General features: G+C 68.9%; 17 protein-coding genes. 12 read left to right on the top strand and 5 right to left on the bottom strand.

Annotated elements, in window-relative coordinates:
- Positions 1-120: 120 nt before the first annotated feature.
- Positions 121-801: a YdeI/OmpD-associated family protein gene (locus tag LSF15_RS10865; RefSeq protein ID WP_232498553.1), complete on the bottom strand. Its 681-nt coding sequence runs from the start codon at positions 799-801 to the stop codon at positions 121-123.
- Between the two features lie 119 nt (positions 802-920).
- On the opposite strand from LSF15_RS10865, the gene LSF15_RS10860 reads away from it, so the two are divergent.
- The 10 genes from LSF15_RS10860 (at position 921) to LSF15_RS10815 (ending at position 12,901) form a co-directional block, all read left to right on the top strand.
- On the top strand, positions 921-1,202 hold the full coding sequence (locus tag LSF15_RS10860) for a hypothetical protein (RefSeq protein ID WP_232498552.1): 282 nt from the start codon (positions 921-923) through the stop codon (positions 1,200-1,202).
- Between the two features lie 46 nt (positions 1,203-1,248).
- Entirely contained in the window at positions 1,249-1,524 is a 276-nt protein-coding gene (locus LSF15_RS10855) for a hypothetical protein (protein ID WP_232498551.1), read from the top strand.
- 224 nt (positions 1,525-1,748) lie between these two features.
- A complete protein-coding gene (locus tag LSF15_RS10850) occupies positions 1,749-4,043 on the top strand; it encodes a glycoside hydrolase family 3 protein (RefSeq protein WP_232498550.1) in 2,295 nt (764 codons plus the stop codon).
- 101 nt (positions 4,044-4,144) lie between these two features.
- Complete coding sequence (locus tag LSF15_RS10845) at positions 4,145-4,546, top strand: type II toxin-antitoxin system VapC family toxin (protein ID WP_232498549.1); 402 nt, start codon at positions 4,145-4,147, stop codon at positions 4,544-4,546.
- A 146-nt stretch (positions 4,547-4,692) separates the two neighbouring features.
- The gene (locus tag LSF15_RS10840) at positions 4,693-5,595 is read left to right on the top strand and encodes a lytic transglycosylase domain-containing protein (protein WP_232498548.1); all 903 of its coding nucleotides are present in this window, start codon (positions 4,693-4,695) and stop codon (positions 5,593-5,595) included.
- A 458-nt stretch (positions 5,596-6,053) separates the two neighbouring features.
- Positions 6,054-8,486, top strand: a complete 2,433-nt coding sequence (locus tag LSF15_RS10835; protein WP_232498547.1) for a M14 family zinc carboxypeptidase — start codon at positions 6,054-6,056, stop codon at positions 8,484-8,486.
- Between the two features lie 231 nt (positions 8,487-8,717).
- On the top strand, positions 8,718-9,212 hold the full coding sequence (locus tag LSF15_RS10830; RefSeq protein ID WP_232498546.1) for a bifunctional nuclease family protein: 495 nt from the start codon (positions 8,718-8,720) through the stop codon (positions 9,210-9,212).
- 67 nt (positions 9,213-9,279) lie between these two features.
- A complete protein-coding gene (locus tag LSF15_RS10825) occupies positions 9,280-10,668 on the top strand; it encodes an FAD-binding oxidoreductase (RefSeq protein WP_232498545.1) in 1,389 nt (462 codons plus the stop codon).
- Positions 10,665-12,029 carry a class I SAM-dependent methyltransferase gene (locus tag LSF15_RS10820; RefSeq protein WP_232498544.1) on the top strand — a complete coding sequence of 455 codons (1,365 nt, stop codon included), beginning with the start codon at positions 10,665-10,667 and terminating at the stop codon, positions 12,027-12,029. Before LSF15_RS10825 ends, LSF15_RS10820 begins: the two co-directional genes overlap by 4 nt.
- 71 nt (positions 12,030-12,100) lie before the next feature.
- Positions 12,101-12,901, top strand: a complete 801-nt coding sequence (locus tag LSF15_RS10815) for an alpha/beta fold hydrolase (protein WP_232498543.1) — start codon at positions 12,101-12,103, stop codon at positions 12,899-12,901.
- Positions 12,902-12,967: 66 nt separating this feature from the next.
- Here the strand turns inward: LSF15_RS10815 and LSF15_RS10810 are convergent, their stop codons facing one another.
- Positions 12,968-14,281, bottom strand: a complete 1,314-nt coding sequence (locus LSF15_RS10810; protein WP_232498542.1) for a nucleotide disphospho-sugar-binding domain-containing protein — start codon at positions 14,279-14,281, stop codon at positions 12,968-12,970.
- Positions 14,282-14,334: 53 nt separating this feature from the next.
- On the opposite strand from LSF15_RS10810, the gene LSF15_RS10805 reads away from it, so the two are divergent.
- On the top strand, positions 14,335-15,006 hold the full coding sequence (locus tag LSF15_RS10805; protein ID WP_232498541.1) for a TetR/AcrR family transcriptional regulator: 672 nt from the start codon (positions 14,335-14,337) through the stop codon (positions 15,004-15,006).
- A 36-nt stretch (positions 15,007-15,042) separates the two neighbouring features.
- Here LSF15_RS10805 and merB read toward each other — a convergent pair whose 3' ends face one another.
- Positions 15,043-15,738 (bottom strand): organomercurial lyase, encoded by a 696-nt coding sequence (merB, locus tag LSF15_RS10800; RefSeq protein WP_232498540.1) that lies wholly within the window; start codon positions 15,736-15,738, stop codon positions 15,043-15,045.
- Between the two features lie 40 nt (positions 15,739-15,778).
- Between merB and LSF15_RS10795 the strand changes: the two genes are divergently transcribed.
- Positions 15,779-16,285 carry a MarR family winged helix-turn-helix transcriptional regulator gene (locus LSF15_RS10795; RefSeq protein WP_232498539.1) on the top strand — a complete coding sequence of 169 codons (507 nt, stop codon included), beginning with the start codon at positions 15,779-15,781 and terminating at the stop codon, positions 16,283-16,285.
- 362 nt (positions 16,286-16,647) lie between these two features.
- Here LSF15_RS10795 and LSF15_RS10790 read toward each other — a convergent pair whose 3' ends face one another.
- A complete protein-coding gene (locus LSF15_RS10790; RefSeq protein WP_232498538.1) occupies positions 16,648-18,675 on the bottom strand; it encodes a cell wall-binding repeat-containing protein in 2,028 nt (675 codons plus the stop codon).
- A gap of 144 nt (positions 18,676-18,819) precedes the next feature.
- Positions 18,820-20,781, bottom strand: coding sequence for a cell wall-binding repeat-containing protein (locus tag LSF15_RS10785; protein ID WP_232498537.1), 1,962 nt, complete (start codon positions 20,779-20,781; stop codon positions 18,820-18,822).
- Positions 20,782-20,840 lie beyond the last annotated feature (59 nt).

Raw genomic sequence — 20,840 nt, 5'->3', positions numbered from 1 at the left:
AGCGGCGGCTCTAAGCTGTTGCCGCAGCCTGGGTCGTGAGGGTCCGGGGGGTCGACGAAGACGCCGGCAGCCTCGTTGACCCCACGTACCGGGGCAGATCGTCTCGTATCACCTGCGTCGTCACGCCTGCTTCGAATCGGATGCCGCTTCACGCGCCGCCGCGGCGGCGCGCTCGACCCATCTCGGGGTCTCGCTGTAGCGCTGGAACGACACCAGCCGCCCCGCCGCGCTGTCGTCGATGAGTTGCGCGAGCCGTCGTTCACGCGTGGCCTCCTGCTTCGCGGAAAGCACCCAGTGGGTGACCTGGCGTCGGTAGGTCGCGGTCGCTGCGTTCCAGAATGCGGAGGCAGCGGCATCGGATGACAGGCGTGCAGCCGCCTCGGGTGGAAACTCGCTGTTCGGATTCTCGTGCGAGTACACGCCCGAGCGATCTTCGCGCCGCCGTTCGAAGGCGGCGACCCCCGCCGGGCGCATGCGGCCCTCGGCGGTGAGTCGCTCGACGAGGGCGATGTTGACGCTCGACCAGATGCTCGAGGGTTTGCGCGGCGTCCAGCGCTGACGTCGCGCATCGTCGTCGATGCGTTGCGACACCGAGTCGATCCATCCGAAGCACAATGCCTCGGGTACCGCCTGTTCCCAGGTCAGGCCGCCGTCGGGCACGTGCTTCTTGAACAGGCCCATCCACAGTTCAGTCTCGGTGGCGTGGTTGACCTCGAGCCAGGCGCGGAACTCGTCGGGCCCGGAGAAGAAGATGGCCGGCCGCTCGGGGGTGCCGCCCGGGGTGCCGATGCTCGTGGTCATGGCATGAGTCTGCCAGCGGCCACCGACCGAGCGACGCCATCCCTGAGGTGCACGGGCCGGATGCGGCGGGGGCCGCCGAGCGCTACGTTGACCCCGTCGAGTCAACGAATGGAGGCGTCATGTCGGATGCCGAGCTCGCGGACCTGCGAGAACGAGCAGCTCGCGGCGACCAGGACGCGGCCGCACAACTGGTGGAGCTGGCCGGTGAGCGGGGGGACGCGGCCGAACTGCGTCAGCTCGCCGAGAGTGGCCGCACCGATGCGATGGACGAGCTCGTTCAGCTCGCCGCAGAAACGGGCGACCTCGACGTGCTCCGACGACTCGCGGCGGGTGGCAGTCGCGATGCAACCGACGTGCTCGCCGAACTCGCCGAGGAGGATGCGACCGACGACGGTACCTGAGTGATCAAGCCGTTCCTCGGCGACCTGCTCGGGTGAGGATGGAGCCATGGACTTCATGGAGGTTCGCTTCGACCGCGCGCTACCGATCGACCGGGACGACGTCGAGGACGAGTTGAACGAGGCACTTGCCGGCCTGGGCGAGGTCAGCGGTGCCGGTTCCGGAGCGTTCGGCGCGCACCTCGATGTCGACATCGACCCCGCGGCAGCGCGGGACGAGGTGGTCGACCGCGTGCTGAGCGTGCTCAACGGGCTTGGACTGGCGGGGCTCGCTCGGATTCGCCCGGGTGACGGCACGGAGTGGTTTGAGGTCGGGGACAAGTAGCCGCGATGCAACCCGTGGCAACCGCTTGCCACCCGGGCGGAGGCGCACCGACACTTGGCTCAACCCGGGAACGGCCCGGGAGCCGGCGAGCGCTCCGTATCGGATGATCCGAGCAGCACGGGGAGCCGACCGGCTGCGGGTGTCCCGACACCCTGTTCAAAGGAGAACTGTTGATCAGAGCAGCTTCGCGTGGAATTCGACGGCGGGGCCTCGTGGGCCTCGCCGTGGCATTGCCACTCACGTTTGCAGTGGGAGTCGGCGCCGTCGCCGCCGCACCCCAACCCGGCACGGGAAACGAGGCCGCGGCCGCCGCGTCGGCCACGAACGAGGGCAACCATGGAAAGCCCCCGACACTCGAGGCGCGTGCCAAGGAGATCATCACGGTCAAGGGCCGGGAGTTCAAGGACCTGAACGCCAACGGCTCGCTCGACGTGTATGAGGACTGGCGCAAGCCGGTCGAGCAGCGCGTCGACGACCTCGTCGAGCAGATGACGCTCGAAGAGAAGGCCGGCCTCATGCTCATCGACACGGTGAACGCGGCCTGTGGGCCCGACGGCACACGAGGCACGGTGCCGGCCAACGGGCTCAACTTCATCAACAACCAGCAGATGCACCGGTTCATCTTCCGCAACGTGGTGACCAGCGATGACCAGGCCACGTGCACCGGCACGCCGAGGATCACGCCGGCAGAGGCCGCGACCTTCACCAACAGCATGCAGGAGCTGAGCGAGGTGACCCGTCTCGGAATCCCGGTGCTCTACAAGTCGAACGCGCGCAACCACATCGACGCCCAGGTGCGCGTCGGCATCAACGAGGCCCCCGGCGCCTTCTCGGCGTTCCCGAAGGAGGCCGGCATCGCGGCAGCCGCGCTCGGCGAGCAGGCCCTGGCCACGGGTGAGGCGACCGACGGCGACATGTCGGTCGTCGAGGAATTCGCCGAGGTCATGGGCGAGGAGTGGTCGTCGATCGGCCTCCGCGGCATGTACGGCTACATGGCCGACCTGTCGACCGAACCGCGCTGGTACCGCACGCACGAGACGTTCACCGAGGACGCCGATCTGGGTGCGAACATCATGGGCCAGCTCGTCAAGTCGCTGCAGGGCGAGGTCGGCAAGGACGGCAACTCCCTGAGCGCCGAGACCGACGTCGCGCTCACGATGAAGCACTTCCCCGGCGGCGGCCCGCAGGAGCTCGGCTTCGACCCGCACTACGCCTTCGGCAAGGCGCAGGTCTACCCCGGTGACGCCTTCGGGTACCACCTCAAGCCCTTCGAAGCGGCCATCGAGGCCGGTGTCTCGTCGATCATGCCGTACTACGGCGTGCCGGTCGACGTCACCTACGAGGGCGTGGACTACGACGAGGTCGGCATGGCCTTCTCCGACCAGATCGTCAACGGACTGCTGCGCGACCAGATGGGCTTCGCCGGCTACGTGAACTCCGACACGGGCATCATCAACGACCGTGCCTGGGGCCTCGAAGACGCGACCGTTCCCGAGCGTGTCGCAGCTGCGATCAACAGCGGGACCGACACGCTCTCCGGGTTCAACCGCGTGCAGACGATCATCGACCTCGTCGACCAGGACCTCGTGAGCGTTGAGCGCGTGGACCTCGCCGCCGAGCGACTGCTCGCCCCGCTGTTCGAGCTGGGCCTGTTCGAGGACCCGTACGTCGACCCCGCCGTCGCCACGGCCACGGTCGGCAGCGACGAGAACCGTGCGACCGCCGTCGACCTGCAGCGCAAGTCCACCGTCCTCCTGCAGAACCAGGAGGTCGAGGGTGACACCGTCCTCCCGCTCGAGGGCGGCGAGACCCTGTACGTGCTCGGCAACGTCGACGCCGACCAGGTCGCGGCCGCCGGCTACGACGTCATCGACGGCAACGACCCGGCCGAGTCGCGCACTGCTGCAGACGCCGACGTCGCGCTCGTCTCGATGACCGCGCGGAACGTGAACACCGGCTCCTACGTCAGCAACAGCACGACGTACGGTCTCAACCCCGAGCACATCAACCCGAGCGTCATCGAGGGCTTCGACGGCCTCGACGGGCAGAGCCTGTACGGCGAGTCGGACCGGTGCGTCATCACCCCCGGCACCTCGTGCACCGACAACCGGCTGGGCTTCGGTGGTTCCTTCCCGTGGGAGACGAGCATCCTCGACTTCACCGGCATGAAGGACGCCGAGTCGTGGGAGGTCACTCCCTCACTCGACCGGGTGAACGAGGTCATGGCCGAGGTCGGTGCCGAGAACACCGTTCTCGACATCTACTTCCGCCAGCCGTTCGTGCTCGACGAGGCCAGCGGCCTGCGTGACGCCGGTGCGATCCTCGCCAACTTCGGCAACAGCACTGCGGCGCTCATGGATGTCGTGTCGGGTGAGTTCAACCCGCAGGGCAAGTTGCCGTTCGCGCTGGCCGGCACCCGCGATGCGATCATCGAGCAGCACAGCGACACGCCGGGCTACGACGAGACCGAAGACGGGGCACTTTACCCCTACGGCTTCGGCCTCAGCTACGAGGAGTGACGCTGCTCTTCCAATGAGACGGCGGGCCACCGGACGGTGGCCCGCCGTTTCGCATTGATGCCGTCGACGTACCATCGAGACGGCGAAACCGAGGAGGGGCCATGACACGATTCGCGATCGACGCGCTCACGGCGCTGCGACTGGTGCGTGACGATATCAGGGTGCCCGAGGGTCACCGACTCGTCGCGCCCAACGTGCTGCGTTCGCGGGTGCTCTCCTCCCTCTACCGAGAGGTACGAGACGGAAGGTTGAGCCGCGAAGACGCCCGTGAGCAGCTGGAGAGGCTCACGACGTTGCGCGTCCGACTTCTGGGTGACCGGGTCTCGCGCGCGGTCGCATGGAAGATCGCCGAGCAACTCGACTGGGATGACACGACGAATGCCGAGTTCGTCGCGGTGGCTGAATTGCAGGCCGACGTCTTCGTGACCCTCGACGCGGACCTCGCTCGCCAGGTGGACGGCATCGTCACGATCGCGCCGTTCGAAGCCCTGCTCAGTCCGTGAGGAGCCGCACGCGCGTCTCCGGTCGGGTGGTCGGTACACGAGGGGGCGGGTAGTCTGTAGGGGCGGGTCGGTCGCGCGCCCTCCGAGGGGCACGGCGACCCGGGCGGGCGACCTACGCACCAGAGCCCGAACGGAGCGGTTCACCGATGTCCTGGGATGATGATTTCTCCGCCGATGAGTTCGGCGAAGGTCGTCGCGCGCGGGCGACCGGGCGGGCCGCGGGCTGGCAGTTCGTTCGCCGCGTCGCCGCCTATGCGGGCCTGGTGGTCGGTGTCATCGCACTGATCGTCGGCGTGGTCGTCGGGGTGAACTTCGCAGGGGTCGCCACGAGCCCCGACGGATTCGGGTCACCGGTCGCCGATGGGCCGAGAGTGGCGCTCCCGCCGGTGGTGCAGCCGATCGAACCGACGCAGCAGGCGAACCCAGGCGACCAACTCGAGGCGACGCAGGAGGAGCCGGCCGAGGTATCCGAGTCGACGGTGGTGCCGTTGCCGCAGGTCGATCCAGCATGGACCGCGGCCATGTCCGAAGCCACCGGCATCCCGACGCGCGCCTTGTCGGCATATGCGCTCGCGCACGTCGCGATCGCCGAGGATGAGCCGACGTGCGGTGTCGACTGGACCACGATCGCGGCCATCGGATCGATCGAGTCCGACCACGGGTTCCACGCCGACTCCGTGCTCGGCGACGACGGGTACCCGACGCCGGCGATCATCGGTCGGGCGCTCGACGGCGACGGGGTTGCCACGATCAGGGACACCGACGGTGGTGTCCTCGACGGTGATTCCACCTGGGACCGAGCGGTCGGACCGATGCAGTTCATCCCCTCGACGTGGGACCGGTGGGGGACCGACGCGAACGACGACGGGGTCGCCGACCCGAATCAGATCGACGATGCGGCTCAGGCCGCGGCGCAGTACCTGTGCGCGTCGGGATCGATGACGACCCCTGAAGGCTGGCGAGCCGCGATCTACTCGTACAATCACGACAACGACTACGTCGACAAGGTCGCGTCCGTCGCGATCGAGTACGCGGCGGCAGCCGGATAGCCGCACGCCCCACGACGCACGCCGAACACGGCTCGTCTTCGCCTGCAAGCGGGAAAACGCTTACTTCGACTGCCCGTGACGAGCCCATGCACACGCCGGCATGCATCAGGTGCGCCGTGATCCGGCGGTGAACTCGAACGCTCGTGGCGCACTGCCAGCGCTTCCAGTTCCGGAGAGCGCCATCCGGTTCATTCGCATCGTTTCGTCTCGAATATTGCAGCTTACGCCGAACGATTGGCACAACTTCGCACACTGCGCAGGGACGAATGGCGTGCGCCGCAGTATTGACGCTTCAAGTCGCCGTCCGATAGACAGAACGCAAGCGCCGACCCGACTCCACCTGGAGCGAGTCGGTGCCCCGTCGGAGTGACCACTCTCTGCATGACTCCACACGTATGACTCCGGCTCGACTGCACGACAGCGCCACCGCAACGAGGAGGAAATGCCCGATGTACACGATGAAACGAAGAAGAGTCATAGGGGGCTCGGCGGCGTTCGCCGCGCTCCTGGGGCTCGTTCTGACCTCGATGACGCCGATGGGACCGGCTGCCGGTTCCGAATCGGAGCCCGAGCTCGCGCGGAACGCCGATGAGGCGGTCAGCGTCGTCGAGGTGAACCTCGCGGATCACACGGAGCTCGACAAGCTGGTCGACACGGGAGTGGATCTCGATCACGCCGCCCACCTGAACGCCGATGGGACCATCACCGCCCATGCGGTGATCAGCGCCGGCGAGGCCGACGCCCTGCGGGCGCGCGGGTTCGCGGTCGGCGACACCCTGCACGACGAGGATGACACCGAAGCCGTGCTCGCGGAGCGCGACGCGACCATCGCGGCCGCGGTCGAGGAGAACGAGGAGTTCGCCGCCGCTGCGGACGCGGCCGCGGTCTCCGACGTCAAGATCATCCGCGCCGACTACTACACCTCCTTCGGGGTGGGGTACCTCTCGGTCGAGGCCAAGTGGGCCGACGGGCAGACCAACTCCGCCCAGCTGACCGTGCAGCGCGACAGCGGAGCGGGTACGGCGATCGGCAGTGGCGGCAGCCAGAACATCAGCCGCTTCGTCGACGCGAGCGTGTACCTCTACCACCGAGGTGCCGCGGTCGTCGAGACCCGGCCCGACACGATCCAGATCACGAGCCCGACCGGCGACGTCGCCACCGCCAAGGTGAACGACTGGCTGCCGATCGAGGGCGACGCCACGTGGGGTCCGAACTACCAGACCGACTTCATCACGTCGTACCTCACGCCGACCGAGCTCTACGACCGGGTCAAGGCCCTTGCGGCCGAGTTCCCCGGGATCTCGGAGATCGTCGAACTGCCGAACGAGACCAACGGATACCGGCGCAACGCGCAGGCCGTGCTCGGCACCGCCAACGCGAGCCGCGTCGCGGTCGACTCGGTCGCCTGGGGGCACGAGGGGGGCAACGACGTCAGCGTCGCGCTGACCTCGCCCGGCGTCGCGGACGCACCGCTCTCGGTCGCCGTCGACGGCCCGAGCGTCACGGTGTCACTGGCGACGAACGCCAGCGGCGCAGTCACGAGCACCGCGGCACAGGTGGTCGCCGCGATCAACGCCTCGCCCGCGGCATCCGCATTGATCGTCGCGTACACGTACCGCGGGAACGCCGGCGCGGGCGTCGTCGCGCCGACGTCGGCCGCGCTCAGTGACGGTCTGTCGGCGCCGGAGACGGTTTCGCGCGACCCGCACCCGGTATACGCGATCCGCATCGGCAAGACGCGCGACGGCTCGAAGCCCGGCGTGCTCGCGTACGCCCAGGAGCACGCCCGTGAATGGGTGCCGCCGCTCGTGGCGGTCGAGTCCGCGGAGCGCCTGCTGCGCAACTACGCGCAGGATGCCGACACGAAGCGACTGGTCAACAACCTGGACATCTGGATCGTCCCGTCGGTCAACCCCGACGGCGGCCACTTCTCGTTCTACGACTTCGCGTCGCAGCGCAAGAACATGACCAACCACTGCGAGCGCAGCGGCAACGCCGACTTCCTCGCACGGACGAGCTGGGGTGTCGACAACAACCGCAACTACGACACCTACAGCCTGTTCGACGGGTACAACGGGGCATCATCGTCATGCACGAGCGGCACGTACGCGGGCCCGGCCGAGCTCAGTGAGCCCGAGAGCGCGAACATCGACTGGATCGCGGGGGCCAACCCCAACATCAAGTTCGCGATGAACCTGCACAGCTCGGGCAACTACTTCATGTGGTCGCCCGGCGCGTACATCACGCCCGGTCGCATCTCGACACCGCGCCCGACGCTCGAAGAGGAGTCCTACTTCTGGGGCGCCTCATCGAGGATCCTCACCGAGATCAAGCGGTACCGCGGCATGTCGGTGACCCCGGCACGCACGGGCCCGATCTCGGATGTGCTGTACTCCGCCGCCGGCAACTCCGGCGACATGCTCTGGTACAAGCACGGGATCTACGCGTGGAACTTCGAGGTCGGCACCCAGTTCCAGCCGCCGTTCGAGAATGAGGACCCGACGGGCGCATCGGCGCACGCCGAGTCGCAGGAGTTCGCCAACGGGCTCATCGAGCTCATGCGGGTGGCGTACGACTTCGACAAGGACTCGCAGCGCCCGACGAGCTCGGTGAAGGCGTCCGCGAGCTCCGAGGCCGGCATGGTCGACGTGACGTTCGACGTCTCCGAGTCGGCGGCGGTGTTCTACACCCTCGACGGGTCCAAGCCCACGTACGAGTCGGCCCTCTACGGCACCGCCGGGCTCCGGGAGGGCGCCGAAGTGGTCACCGTGCCGGCCGGCACGACGCTGAACTGGTTCTCGGTCGACTCGGCGGGCAACGTCGAGAAGAACTACCGTCCCGATGGGAACGGGAAGAACCACAACTCGACGACGGTGATGGCCCCCCGCTGATCCGACGTCGATGAGGGCGGCGGCCGCGGCGATCCCCTGTGGATGCCGCGGCCGCTGCAGCGGGTTTCTCGCTCGAAGCGCCGGAGGGAGGGCGGTTCCTCATCCGTTCCCGTCTGATGACAGCTGACCCCGTGGATCGGCCGGCGGGTCCGTCGCCCCAAGCGGCGACGGACCGCCGGCCGTACCATGGCAGTGTCACGCCCGATCGCTCATCGCTCGACGGGAGGCGCCATGATCGAAGTCCGCGTCCTCGGGATCGCGCTCGACCCTGCCGGGCAGCACATCGTGCTGCTGAAACCGATCGGCCAGGACGAGGGCGCGGGGCGTGTGCTCCCGATCTGGATCGGCGGGCAGGAGGCGACGTCCATTCTGATCGCGGTCGAGGGCGAGCACGCGCCGCGTCCGCTGTCGCATGACCTCATCACGACCCTGTTCGGCGCGGTCGGCGCCAAAGTCGATCGGGTCGAGGTGACCCGAATCGACGACGGAACCTTCTACGCCGAGCTCACCCTCACCACGCCCACCGGGCCGCAGGTGCTCGACGCCCGGCCGTCCGACGCCGTCGCACTCGCCGTGCGGGCCGACGCCCCGATCTTCGTCGCCGACGAGGTGCTCGACGACGCGGGCATCCCCGCCGAGATGGCCGACCTGCGCGACGATGAAGAGAAGGTCGACGAGTTCAAGCACTTCCTCGACGACGTCGACCCCGAGGACTTCCAGGGCTGAAGCCGTCGTGAGCACCGCGCGTGACGAATCAGTCGCGGCCGATGCGGCTGAGGGCTAGCGTTGAGGCGTGTCCGTCACACGAACCGACGCACGGGCCGCTCACGCCGTCGGCGTGGAGCGTCTGCTCGAGAGCTATCGGGCAGTTCCCCCGACGGCGCCGGTTCGACTCGCCAAGCCGACGTCGAACCTGTTCCGAACTCGCGCGTCGACAGGCGCCGCAGGCCTCGACACGTCGGGGCTGTCGCACGTCATCGCTGTCGACCCCGAGGCTCGCACGGCCGACGTGGCCGGCATGTGCACCTACGAGGACCTCGTCGCCGCGACGCTGCCCCATGGGTTGGCGCCGCTGGTCGTGCCGCAGCTGAAGACCATCACCCTCGGCGGCGCCGTGACCGGCCTCGGCATCGAGTCGACCTCGTTCCGCAACGGGCTGCCGCACGAATCGGTGCTCGAGATGGACATCCTCACCGGCGCCGGCGAGGTGCTCACCGTCTCGCGGGACGAGCGGAGCGAGCACGCCGACCTGTTCCGAGCCTTCCCCAACTCGTATGGGACGCTCGGCTACGCGGTGCGCCTGCGCATCGAACTCGAGCCGGTCGAGCCGTTCGTCGAGCTCACGCACCTGCGGTTCCATGCGGTCACCGACCTCGTCGCCGCGATGGGTCGCATCATCGAGACCGGCCGCGTCGACGGAGTGACCGTCGACTACCTCGACGGCGTGGTCTTCAGCGCCGACGAGAGCTATCTGTGCGTCGGCACGCAGACTGCCGAGCCGGGCCCCGTCAGCGACTACACCGGCCAGCGCATCTTCTACCGTTCGATCCAGCACGATGACCCCGAGCAGCACGACCGCGTCACCATCCACGACTACCTGTGGAGGTGGGACACGGACTGGTTCTGGTGTTCGAAAGCGTTCGGGGCGCAGCATCCGCTCGTTCGTCGGTTCTGGCCGCGACGTTACCGGCGCAGCAGCGCCTACTCGACGCTCATGCGATTCGAACGGCGATTCGACATCGGCGATCGCCTCGAGAAGCTCAAAGGGCGCCCACCCCGCGAACGCGTGATCCAAGACGTCGAGGTGCCGATCGAGCGGTGCGCCGAATTCGTCGACTGGTTCCTCCAGAACGTGCCGATCGAGCCGATCTGGTTGTGCCCGCTGCGCCTTCGTGACGACGATCGCTGGCCACTGTATCCGTTGAAGCCGAACCGCACCTACGTCAACGTCGGCTTCTGGTCGACCGTGCCGGTCGGGGCGACCGAGGGCGAGACGAACCGGCTGATCGAACGCAAGGTCAGCGAGCTCGACGGGCACAAGTCGCTGTACTCCGACGCGTACTACTCGCGTGACGAGTTCGACGAACTCTACGGCGCACCGACCTATCGGTCTGCGAAAGCGCGCTACGACCCCGATTCACGGCTCCTCGACCTCTATGCGAAGGCGGTGCAACGACGATGACGTCGATCAAGGGGCAGGCTCCCGACACGGCGCAGGCGCCGGAAGATCCGACGAAGACGGATGTCCCGGCCGCGAGCGAGGCCGGCGGAAAGCTCACCCTCGCCGAGATCCTCGAGCTCTTCGCAGGCGGCCGGCTGCCCCTGCGGTTCACCGCGTACGACGGAAGTTCGGCCGGGCCGCCCGATGCCGCGCTCGGCATCGAGCTGAAGACGCCGCGGGGAACGACCTACCTCGCCACCGGCCGCGGCGACCTCGGCCTGGCGCGCGCTTACATCGCCGGTGATCTCGAGATCCATGGCGTGCACCCCGGCGACCCCTACGAGTTGCTCAAGGCGCTCGCCGACGAACTGGTCTTCAGGATGCCGCCACCGCGCGCGATGGCGCACATCGTCCGGTCGATCGGGGTCGAGCACCTGCGGCCGATCGCGCCGCCGCCGCAGGAGGTGCCGCCGCGGTGGCGTCGCGTCGCCGAGGGGCTGCGGCACAGCAAGTCGCGTGACGCCGAGGCGATCCACCACCACTACGACGTCTCGAACACGTTCTACGAGTGGGTGCTCGGGCCGTCGATGACGTACACCTGTGCGTGCTACCCGCGCCCCGATGCATCGCTCGACGAGGCACAGGAGAACAAGTACCGACTGGTCTTCGAGAAGCTGCGGCTGAAGCCCGGCGACCGCTTGCTCGACGTCGGGTGCGGCTGGGGCGGCATGGTGCGGTACGCTGCCCGGCGCGGCGTGCGGGCCATCGGCGTGACCCTGTCGCGCGAGCAGACCTCGTGGGCGCAGCACGCCATCGCCGAGGAGGGCTTGGCCGACCTGGCCGAGGTGCGCTTCGGCGACTACCGCGACATCCGCGATGACGGCTTCGACGCGGTGTCGTCGATCGGGCTGCTCGAGCACATCGGCGTTCGCAACTATCCGTCGTACTTCCGGTTCCTGCAGTCGAGGTTGCGCGCCGGCGGGCTGCTGCTCAACCACTGCATCACCCGCCCCGACAACCGGTCCGAACCCTCGACCCGCGGATTCATCGACCGGTACGTCTTCCCCGACGGCGAGCTCACCGGCTCGGGCCGCATCATCCGCGAGGCGCAGGACGTGGGACTCGAGGTGCTGCACGAGGAGAACCTGCGCCCGCACTACGCGTTGACGTTGCGCGACTGGTGCGCCAACCTCGTCGAGCACTGGGAAGATGCCGTCGCCGAGGTCGGGCTTCCCACCGCGAAGGTATGGGGTCTGTACATGGCCGGATCACGGCTCGCCTTCGAGACCGGCGGGATCCAGTTGCACCAGGTGCTGGCCGTCAACCCCGACGACCGCGGCGATGTCGGCGACCTGCCGTTGCGGCCGTGGTGGACTCCCTGAACCTGCCCGACCCACCCGCTCCCGCGCGCGGCGCTGGCCGCGGCATCCGTTCGCCGGGAAGAATGGCCGACATGGATGCCGCGATCCCAGCCCTGACCGAGATGCCGAAGCCGAAGTTCGTGATGTCGGCCGAGGGCCGCCGCATCGCGACCTATTCGTGGGGCGACGACGTCGCACCGACGGTGCTGTGCGTGCACGGGTTCGCGTCGAGCTGCCGAGACAACTGGGTGAACACGGGGTGGGTGCGCGACCTCACCCGCGCCGGGTACCGCGTGCTCGGCGTCGACCAGCTCGGCCACGGCGCGAGCGACAAGCCCTACGACGCGGCCGAGTACGCCATGGACGCGCTCGTCGCCGACCTCATCACGGTGCTCGACACGTACCTGCTCGACCGGGTGCTCTACGCCGGGTACTCGCTGGGCGCGCGCGTCGGCTGGCAGCTCGCGGTACAGGCCCCCGAGCATGTCGAGCGGGCCGTACTCGGCGGCATCCCCGACGGGCGTCCGCTCGCCCGCCTGCAGATCGAGCAGGCGCGCGCGTACGCCGAGCAGGGCACGCCCGTCGGCGACCAGGTGACGCGCAACTACGTGACGCTCGCCGAACGGGTCGACGGGAACGACCTGCGAGCGGTCGTCGCGCTCGCCGAGGGCATGCGAACGGCTGACGCCGATCCCGACCCGGCGCGTCCGCCACGCCAGCCGATCCTGTTCGCCACCGGCAGCGACGACGCAATCCTCGAACAGTCGAGGGCCTTGGCCGCTGCCACGCCGGGCGGCACGTTCGTCGAGCTGCCCGGTCGCCACCACTTCAATGCGCCGGGCTCGCGGGTGTTCCGGCAGGCGGCGGTGGAGTTCTTCGCGCAGGGCGCGTAGGGCCGCCGGCCGCGTGCGGCTGTGTCTCATGGGGCACCGTGAAAGCGGCCGAGACCCAGATGCGCATCACGCACCCCCGGACGCGGGTGCCGATGCGCGCGCAGCGACGAGCTCCTCTACAGCGTCGACGAAGCCCGCCGCGCCGGGGGAGGCGGCGATCTCCTCGCCGATGCGGGATGAGGCGTCACGGAATCGCGGGTTCGCGAGCACGTCGCTCACCGCCGCTCGGATCGCCTCGCGGGTCGGATGCCCCGTCTTGAGGTTCACCCCGACACCCGACCACGCCACTCGCGCGGAGGTCTCGAGCTTGTCCTCGGTGTCGCCTGCCACGACGATGGGCACGCCGTGTCGCATCGCCTCGTGGAGACCGCCGTAGCCGCCGTTCGTGACGAACGCAGACACCTTGGGCATGAGTTCGGCATGCGGGAGGAACTCCGCGACGCGCGCGTTCGCAGGCAGAGGCGGAAGATCCCCGATCGGGCGGCCATCGGTTCGGCCGGTCGCCACGACGACGAGTACCGGCTCGTCGGCCAGCGCTTCGAGGGTCGGGCCGACCAGCTCACCGAAGTCGGTATTCGCGACGGTGCCCTGCGACACGTGCACGACCGGGCGTGATCCGTCGAGTTCGCTCCACCACTCGGGCGGTCGCCAGTCGGGCCGTGCGGGAACGCTCAACGGACCGAAGAAGCGCACCACCGACGGCAGGTCGGAGCGCGGGTACTCGAACGCCGGGACCGTGAACTGCCCGAGCAGGTCGATCATGCCGTCTCGGAGCATGTAGTCGGTGAAGAACGTGCTGCCCAGCCCCGGGAGCCCGAATGACCGGTAGAACTCATCGATCTGGCGCTGCACGCGGGCCAGGATCACCTTGCGCGCCGTCCACGACATCATGCGGTGCTGCAACCTGCCGATGGCGCCTCGCTTCGGTGTCGCCCCCAGCCCGAAGGGCGGGGTGTCGACGCTCGAGACCATGAGCGGGAAGATCCCGCACGTGGCGAGCACCGGACGCGCCGGGAGCGAATTGAGCAGCGACATCGCGAGGAAGCTCGGGTCGCCGGTGACGGCGTCGACGGGCTCTGCGTCGAGGGCCTCGCACAACGCCTGGAATTGCGGAGGGGTCGGCTCGATGAAGGTGCGGTAGATGCCGTCATTCAGGGCCTTCACGCCCCGCGCGTTTCCCTTGAGGTCGATCGAGTCGAGCACGTCCCCCTCTGGTGGGAGGGCGATGGCGGTCGCACCGGTCGCGTCGACGCGATCGGCGAAGCGTGCGCCGGTGAGCACGCGCACCCGCCATCCCTTGTCGACGAACCCCTTCGCCACGGTCAGCACTGGGCCGACGTGCGATTCCGTGGGATTGATGCAAACGAGAATCGAGGACATGACGCCTCCGCTCTTCCGGATGATTATTTCAATATGGTATCCTCATATCTAATATGGGTCAAGGGACGAAGAGCCGTGGAGCGACCGCTCGAGACAAGCGCTCCTACGATGCGAGCGGGCGACGCCGCCGCGCAGAAGAGCGTCGAGCGGCCGTGATCGACGCGGCGGCCTCGGTCTTCGCCGCACAGGGCTTCGACGGAACGACGATCGCCGACATCGCCACGGCCGCGGGCGTCTCGGTGCCCTACTTCCAGAAGTTCGGCACGAAGGCCGACCTGTTCGTCCTGGCCATCGAGCGTGTCACCGTCGGTCCACAACAGCGCACGGTCGACCGAGCGCGAGACGAGCTCGAGACGACGGCGATGAACCTGACCCGCGACGAGTTCCTCACGAGCATCGCGACGCTGACCACCGAGTGGAACGAGCGCTCGTATGGCATGTGGCGTGCGTGGGCGAACACCGACGACCCAGAACTCCGCGCGCGCTGGGAGGCCCAGATGGCCGACATCCGTGCCGAATGGGCCCGGTATCTCGCATTCTTCGACGACCGCGGCTGGTGGCGTGCCGATGTGCCTCGCGACGAGCAGGTCGCCGCCGTGTGGCTGCTCACGATGGCCGAGACCTATGAGCGCATGAAGGTCGTCGCGGGCCTCTCGAGCGATGAGTACACCGCATGGCTGCGCCGCGCGATGGTGGCCGTGCTCGTCGGACCTGAATCGGGTTGAGCGGCAGCTGCGTCGTCGGCGCTGAAGCCGGCGCCCCTACTCCTCCAACCCCCAGAACGCGCCCTTCAGGCCGACCTGCGCGAAGTACGCCTTCGCCTCCGACGGCTCACGCCGCACGTAGGGGGAGTCGAGCCGGCCCTCGTACCAGTGGGCCGCGAGTCGCCAGAGCGTCGCGAGATCGAAGACCGACCCTCGCTCGTTGCCCGTGGCGGCGAGCCAGTCGTCGACGCATTTCTCAGTGCAGAAGATGCGCTGGTTCGAGCACGTGTGCACCACGTCGTCCCACGAGTGGGCCGCTGGAACGAGGAAGTGCGCGACCTCGTCACCCGCAGGCGGCTCGGCGGTGCCGACGACATACGCGTGAGGAGTGCCGCACGCCGCACACGTCGTCGCGACGAGCACCTCGTGCTCGCCCGGCACGAGGTGGGGGATCGCGAACGCGTCCCATGCGCACCCGCCCCACCAGAGGGTGTGCGTGCCCTTCACCGAGAAGTGCAGGTCGATGCTCGCGAACGGGTGCGCCATGATGATGCGGCCGTCGTCGTCGAGCACCACGTGACGGGTTTCCGCAAGCGTGGTGAGCGCGTGCTCGACCTCTGCGGGCGACAGGCGGGTCGCTGCCTCGATGGCGGGACGAGAGGGCGGATGTCCCTGCTCGGCGTAGCTTCGATAGACCTCGACCCGAACCCGCTCGATGTCCGTCTGCGCTCGTTCGCTCACCTCAGCGTCCATGGGTGAAGGCTACGCCGATGAGTCGCGGTACGTTCGAGGTATGTCCCCGACGGCGAGTGAGCGCGACGACGAAGTCGACCTGCTCATCGACGCGTGGTCGCGCCGCCTTCCCGACGTCGACCTGACGCCGCTCGACGTCATGTCGCGACTGCGGCGCGCCGCGAACCGGCTCGCGCGACTGCGCGCCGACGCCTTCAAGTCGGCCGGACTCGCGGCATGGGAGTTCGACGTGCTCGCGGCACTGCGGCGCGAGGAGCCGCCACACGAACTGAATCCCGCGCAGCTGATCGAGGCCACGATGATCGGCAGCGCGGCCATGACCAATCGTCTCGACAACCTGTCGCGGCGCGGGTTCGTCGACCGGCGACCCAATCCCCGCGACGGTCGCAGCGTGCTCGTACGGCTCACGTCCGAGGGCGCCACGCACGTCGATGATGCGATGCGACAGCTCGCGGCACGCGAGGGCAACGAACTGCGCGGCCTGTCCCGCGAGGACCAGGCGACGCTCGTCCGGTTGCTGCGTCGCCTCGTGCAGGATCCCGACTAGCCGAGGCGATGTCCCCGACACGCGTCTTCCCGAGTCGCCGCACCGTGTGGTCGGGGCGAATGAATTGGAGTCGGTGGCGGGTGGGACCAGTCGCGCTCTGCTTGACGCAACCCGGAGGTCGTCTGAAACCCGGTTTCCCGCTCTTACCTCGCGACTGACCGATTCTCGTTCGACCCTTCAACGATAGCGGCGCCGCGCGCGCCGCGGGAGGTCCTCTTCGAGAACGACATGGAGTTCGCCGACGGTGCAGATCAGCGCCGACCCCGCGTCGGTCGGGTCGGCGAGCTCGCGCGACGGTACCTGACGGCGTCGTCGTCGGCCGGCTCACGCCGGCCGAGCCGAACCGCGGCCGAATCGTCGCACTACGGCTCGATGGCGCCGCCCGCGGGGCCTGTGTCGAAGGGCTCGACGCCGGGTTCGAAGTGCTGCTGGAACTCGCGTGTGGCACCGAACGGCGACGGTTGCCAGTCGGCTCGCAGCTGGTCGGCCCATTCCGCGAAGCGGGCATCGCCGGTGATGCGTGCGAGCGTGTCGAGTTGCCAGATGACGATGAGGTGGTAGCGGTCGCTCTGCCAACGCGGGCGATGGCAGTACTCGGCCTGAACGCAGTAGAACGAGATACCGCCCTCGACTCGCGCGACGGGCAGCATGCGTTCGAGCACACTGGTCGCACTACCGTCGAAATAGCGCCTGGCCTCTGCGTCGCCCGTGTAGCGCCAGTAGTCGTAGACGCCGAACATGGCGAAGACATGCGTGTTCAGCACGAGCAGCGGCGGCTGGTTTCCGGCGAACGCCTCGAAGTAGAGATGATCGTCGATGACCAGGGTGCCCCACGGCGAGCCCGTCGTGTGCTCTTGGGCGAAGCTCGCCCAAGTACGATCGGCCGCCTCGGACCAGCGGGCATCGCCGGTCGTCTCGGCGAGTCGGGTGAACAGCGACAGGGCCTCACCCTGCGCCATCGCCGACCACCACGGCGTGGTGAGGGTGCGATCGACATACGTCCAGGGGAATCGGTACGGATACCACCACGCGCCGTCGTGCTCGACGCGGATCTCGGTGAGCCGTTCGGCGTGGCGCAGGGCACGTGCGAGCCACATCGGCTCGCCGGTGCGCTCGTACTCGATGAGCGCCGAGAGGCCGTACTGCGCGTAGACGACGGGGTGGTCGGCGCGCACGCCGTTGTCGAGGCGCAGGTAGATGCGCAGCCCGGTCGCATCGATGCCGAGGCTGGGGTCGTTGACGTTCGCGGGCGGCCGGTCGAAGTACGGCGGCTCGACGCCGTCGGCGAGCGTCATGCCGGATACGGTCCAGCTGTCGATGGGCTCGTCGGTCACGGGGTAGATGCACCGAGCCCCCGACGCGGCCGTGTCGGAGACCGCTGCGACACCGCCGAGCACCACGAGACTCGAGGCACCGACGGCATTGATGACATCGCTGACCGGAGGGTGCACGCAGCTGCGGAGCGTCACGTTGAGCGGTGCGCCGAGCTGCCCGGCGAGCGCGGCGCCCGCAATGGCGTCGGGGAAATCGACACCGGTGGCGAGGAACGTGCTCGTCGCCGAACCGGCACCGAAGTACGCGCCGTTGATGATCGCCGCCGTGTCGTAGCGGGTGGCGCCGCCGTACCGCGTCACGGAGTACCCGCGGGCCGTGAGCTGTGCGTGGATGCCGTCGCTGACGGCGCCGGTGCCGCCGGCGATCGAGATCGACGACACGCCGAGGCGCTCGAGTTCGGCGAGCGTCGCCGCGCTCACGGTCGGCCTCGTTCCATCGACCAGCATGACCGGCGCATTGCGCGCCCCCGCCGCCCCGGTGGCGGCGAGCGCGTCGGGGAAGGCCCGACCGGTCGCGACGATGGCATGGTCGGCGGTGGTGAACGCCGACCTCGTGATGGCCAGCCCGGTGGTGTAGCGGTCCCGTCCGGCGAGGCGGGTGGTCGGGGCGATGCCGTTCAGGGCGTTCTGCACACCGGCGCCGATCGCGCCGGTTCCGCCGATGAGCGAGATACGTGCGGGGTCGAGGCGCTGCAGCTCTTCGAACACGACCGCGGGCAGTCGCGTGGGATGCGTCAGCAGCAGAGGTCCACCGGCGAGCGCGGCAGCAGAGGCGGCCGCGAGCGCGTCGGGGAAGTCGGCACCCGACGCGACGAACACCACGGGCACGCCGGGCGAGTGTCGCTGCGACACGGCGACGGCCGTTTCATAGCGCGACGCCCCGCCCAGCCTGGTGACGCCATCGGGGATCGGTTCGACGTCTGCCAGCATCGCGGCACTCGCCGTGGCCGGTGCCGCAGCGGTGGCGCTCGTCGGCATGGCGGCCGTCGGCGCTGCGAGGGCGAGGGCGAGCGCCAGCCCGGAAACGATGGTCGCACGCGGTGCGCGGAGTCGCATATCGGAACCCTTCGTCGGGCGAAACGCGCGATCGCACGCGCATTGGCCCGAGCCTACCCATTCGGCCGGCCGATGGGCAGGGCTCCGCACGGCACGCCGCACCTGCTCCCTGCCCGAGCCGGCATCACCCGCAGCGTGAGACGGCTACGGCGCCATCCAGTCGGACCCGGTGCTCGTGAACGGGGCCGCCGTGGCGGGCGACCAGTCGGCCCGCAACTGTTCGGCCCAGGTCGAGAAGCGGGCGTCGCCCGTGATACGGGCGACCGTGTCGAACTGCCACGAGTGGATGACGTGGTACTTCTCGCTCTGCCAACGCGGTATCTGGCAGTAGTCGGCCTGAACGCAGTAGTACGACACGCCTCCCTCGACCCGGATGAGGGGCACCATGCGGTTCGCGACCGTCGTCACCGCGCCGTCGATGTAGCGGGCGACCTCGGCGTTGCCCGTGTGCCGCCAGTAGTCGTAGAGGCCGAACGTCGCGAAGAGATGGCCGTTCAGCACCAGCAACGGAATCTGCTTGCCGGCGAACTCCTCGAAGTAGAGGTGACGATCGATCACGAGCGACGACCAGGGGGCGGTCGTCGAGTGGGGCTGGGCGAAGCTCTGCCACGTGCGGTCGGCCGCGACATCCCACTTCGACTGACCGGTGGCCTCGGCGAGCCGAACGAACAGCGACAGTGCCTCTCCTTGAGCCATGCCCGAATACCAGGGCGGGGTCATCGTGCGCTGCAGGTAGGTCCACGGGTGCTTGTAGGGGAACCACCACGCACCGCTGCGTTCGACGTGGATGTCGATGAGCCGCTGGCCGTGCCGGATGGCCCGCTCGAGCCAGAGCGAGTCGCCCGTGCGTTCGTGCTCGAGCAGCGCCGAGATGGCGTACTGGGCGTAGGCGACGGGGTGATCGGAACGGGTGCCGGTGTCGCGGCGCAGATAGATGAGCAACCCGGTCGAGTCGAGGCGGATCGAGGGGTCGTGCACGTCGACCGGTGGGCGGTCGGAATATGGGGCGGCGACGTCGGCTCGCAGCGTCACCCCCGAGACGGTCCAGTCGTCGAGCGGCTCCCCGGTGACGGGGTAGACGCATCTCGCATTGGCGGCCGCCGCGTTCGAGACGATCGCGGTGCCGCCCATGACGGCGCGACTGGGCGCCCCCAGTTCGGTGATCGCATCGCTCACCGCGTGGTCGGCGCAGTTGCGCGGTGTCAGATAGAGCGGTGCGGCGAGATGGCCTGCCAGCGCGCCTGCGGCGAGCGCGTCGGGAAAGTCGAGGCCCGTCGCGAGGAACGACGTCGTCGCCGAGTTCGCCGGGAAGTAGGCCCGGTTGATGAGCGCGGCGGTGTCGAAACGGGACGCGCCGCCGTGGCGGGTCACCTGGAATCCCGAGTTCGCGAGCTGCGACTGGATGCCGCGACTGACGACTCCCGTGCCGCCGGCGATCGAGACCGAGGACACCCCGAGTTGCGTGAGCGCGGTGAGCGTCGCCGCGGGCACGGTGCTCTTCGCACCGTCGACCAGGATCACCGGGGCCTGGCGCGCTCCGGCCGCACCGGTGGCGGCGAGGGCATCGGGGAACGATCGGCCGGTGGCGATGATCGCGTGGTCGGCGCCGCCGGTGAACGTCGAACGCACGACTCCGAGTCCGGTCGCGTAGCGGTCGCGCCCGGAGATGCGGCTGGTGGGTGCGACGCCGTGCAACGTCGCCACGACGCCGGCGCTCACGACGCCTGCGCCGCCGACAACGACGATGCGACCGGGTTTCAAGCGCCCGAGTTCGACGCGCACGGCATCGGGAACCTTCGTCGACTGCGTCAGCAGGAGCGGGCCGCCGGCGACCGCTGCGGCGGCCGCCGCCGAGAGCGCGTCGGGAAAGTCCGCTCCGGTAGCGACGAAGGCCACGGGCACGCCCGGCGCATATCGCTGCGACACCGCGACCGCGGTCTCATAGCGGGTCGCCCCGCTCAGCCGCGTGACCCCGTCGGGGAGCGGGGTGATCGCAGCCGATGGGGAAACCTGCGCCGCGTCGGCCGTCGTCGCGGACTGGGCGACCGCCATGGGCAGCGCCAGCCCGATCATGGCAACGGCGGCGACGAGCGCACGAACTCTCATGTCTGGCTTTCTCCGTCTCGAACGTGTGCGGCTCGGCGCACTCCCCGTCGACCATAGCC

The organism is Agromyces humatus, assembly GCF_021228295.1.
Lineage (GTDB): Bacteria > Actinomycetota > Actinomycetes > Actinomycetales > Microbacteriaceae > Agromyces > Agromyces humatus.
The sequence above is the reverse complement of the archived record's forward strand: the minus strand, read 5'-3'. Positions and strand labels throughout refer to the sequence as shown.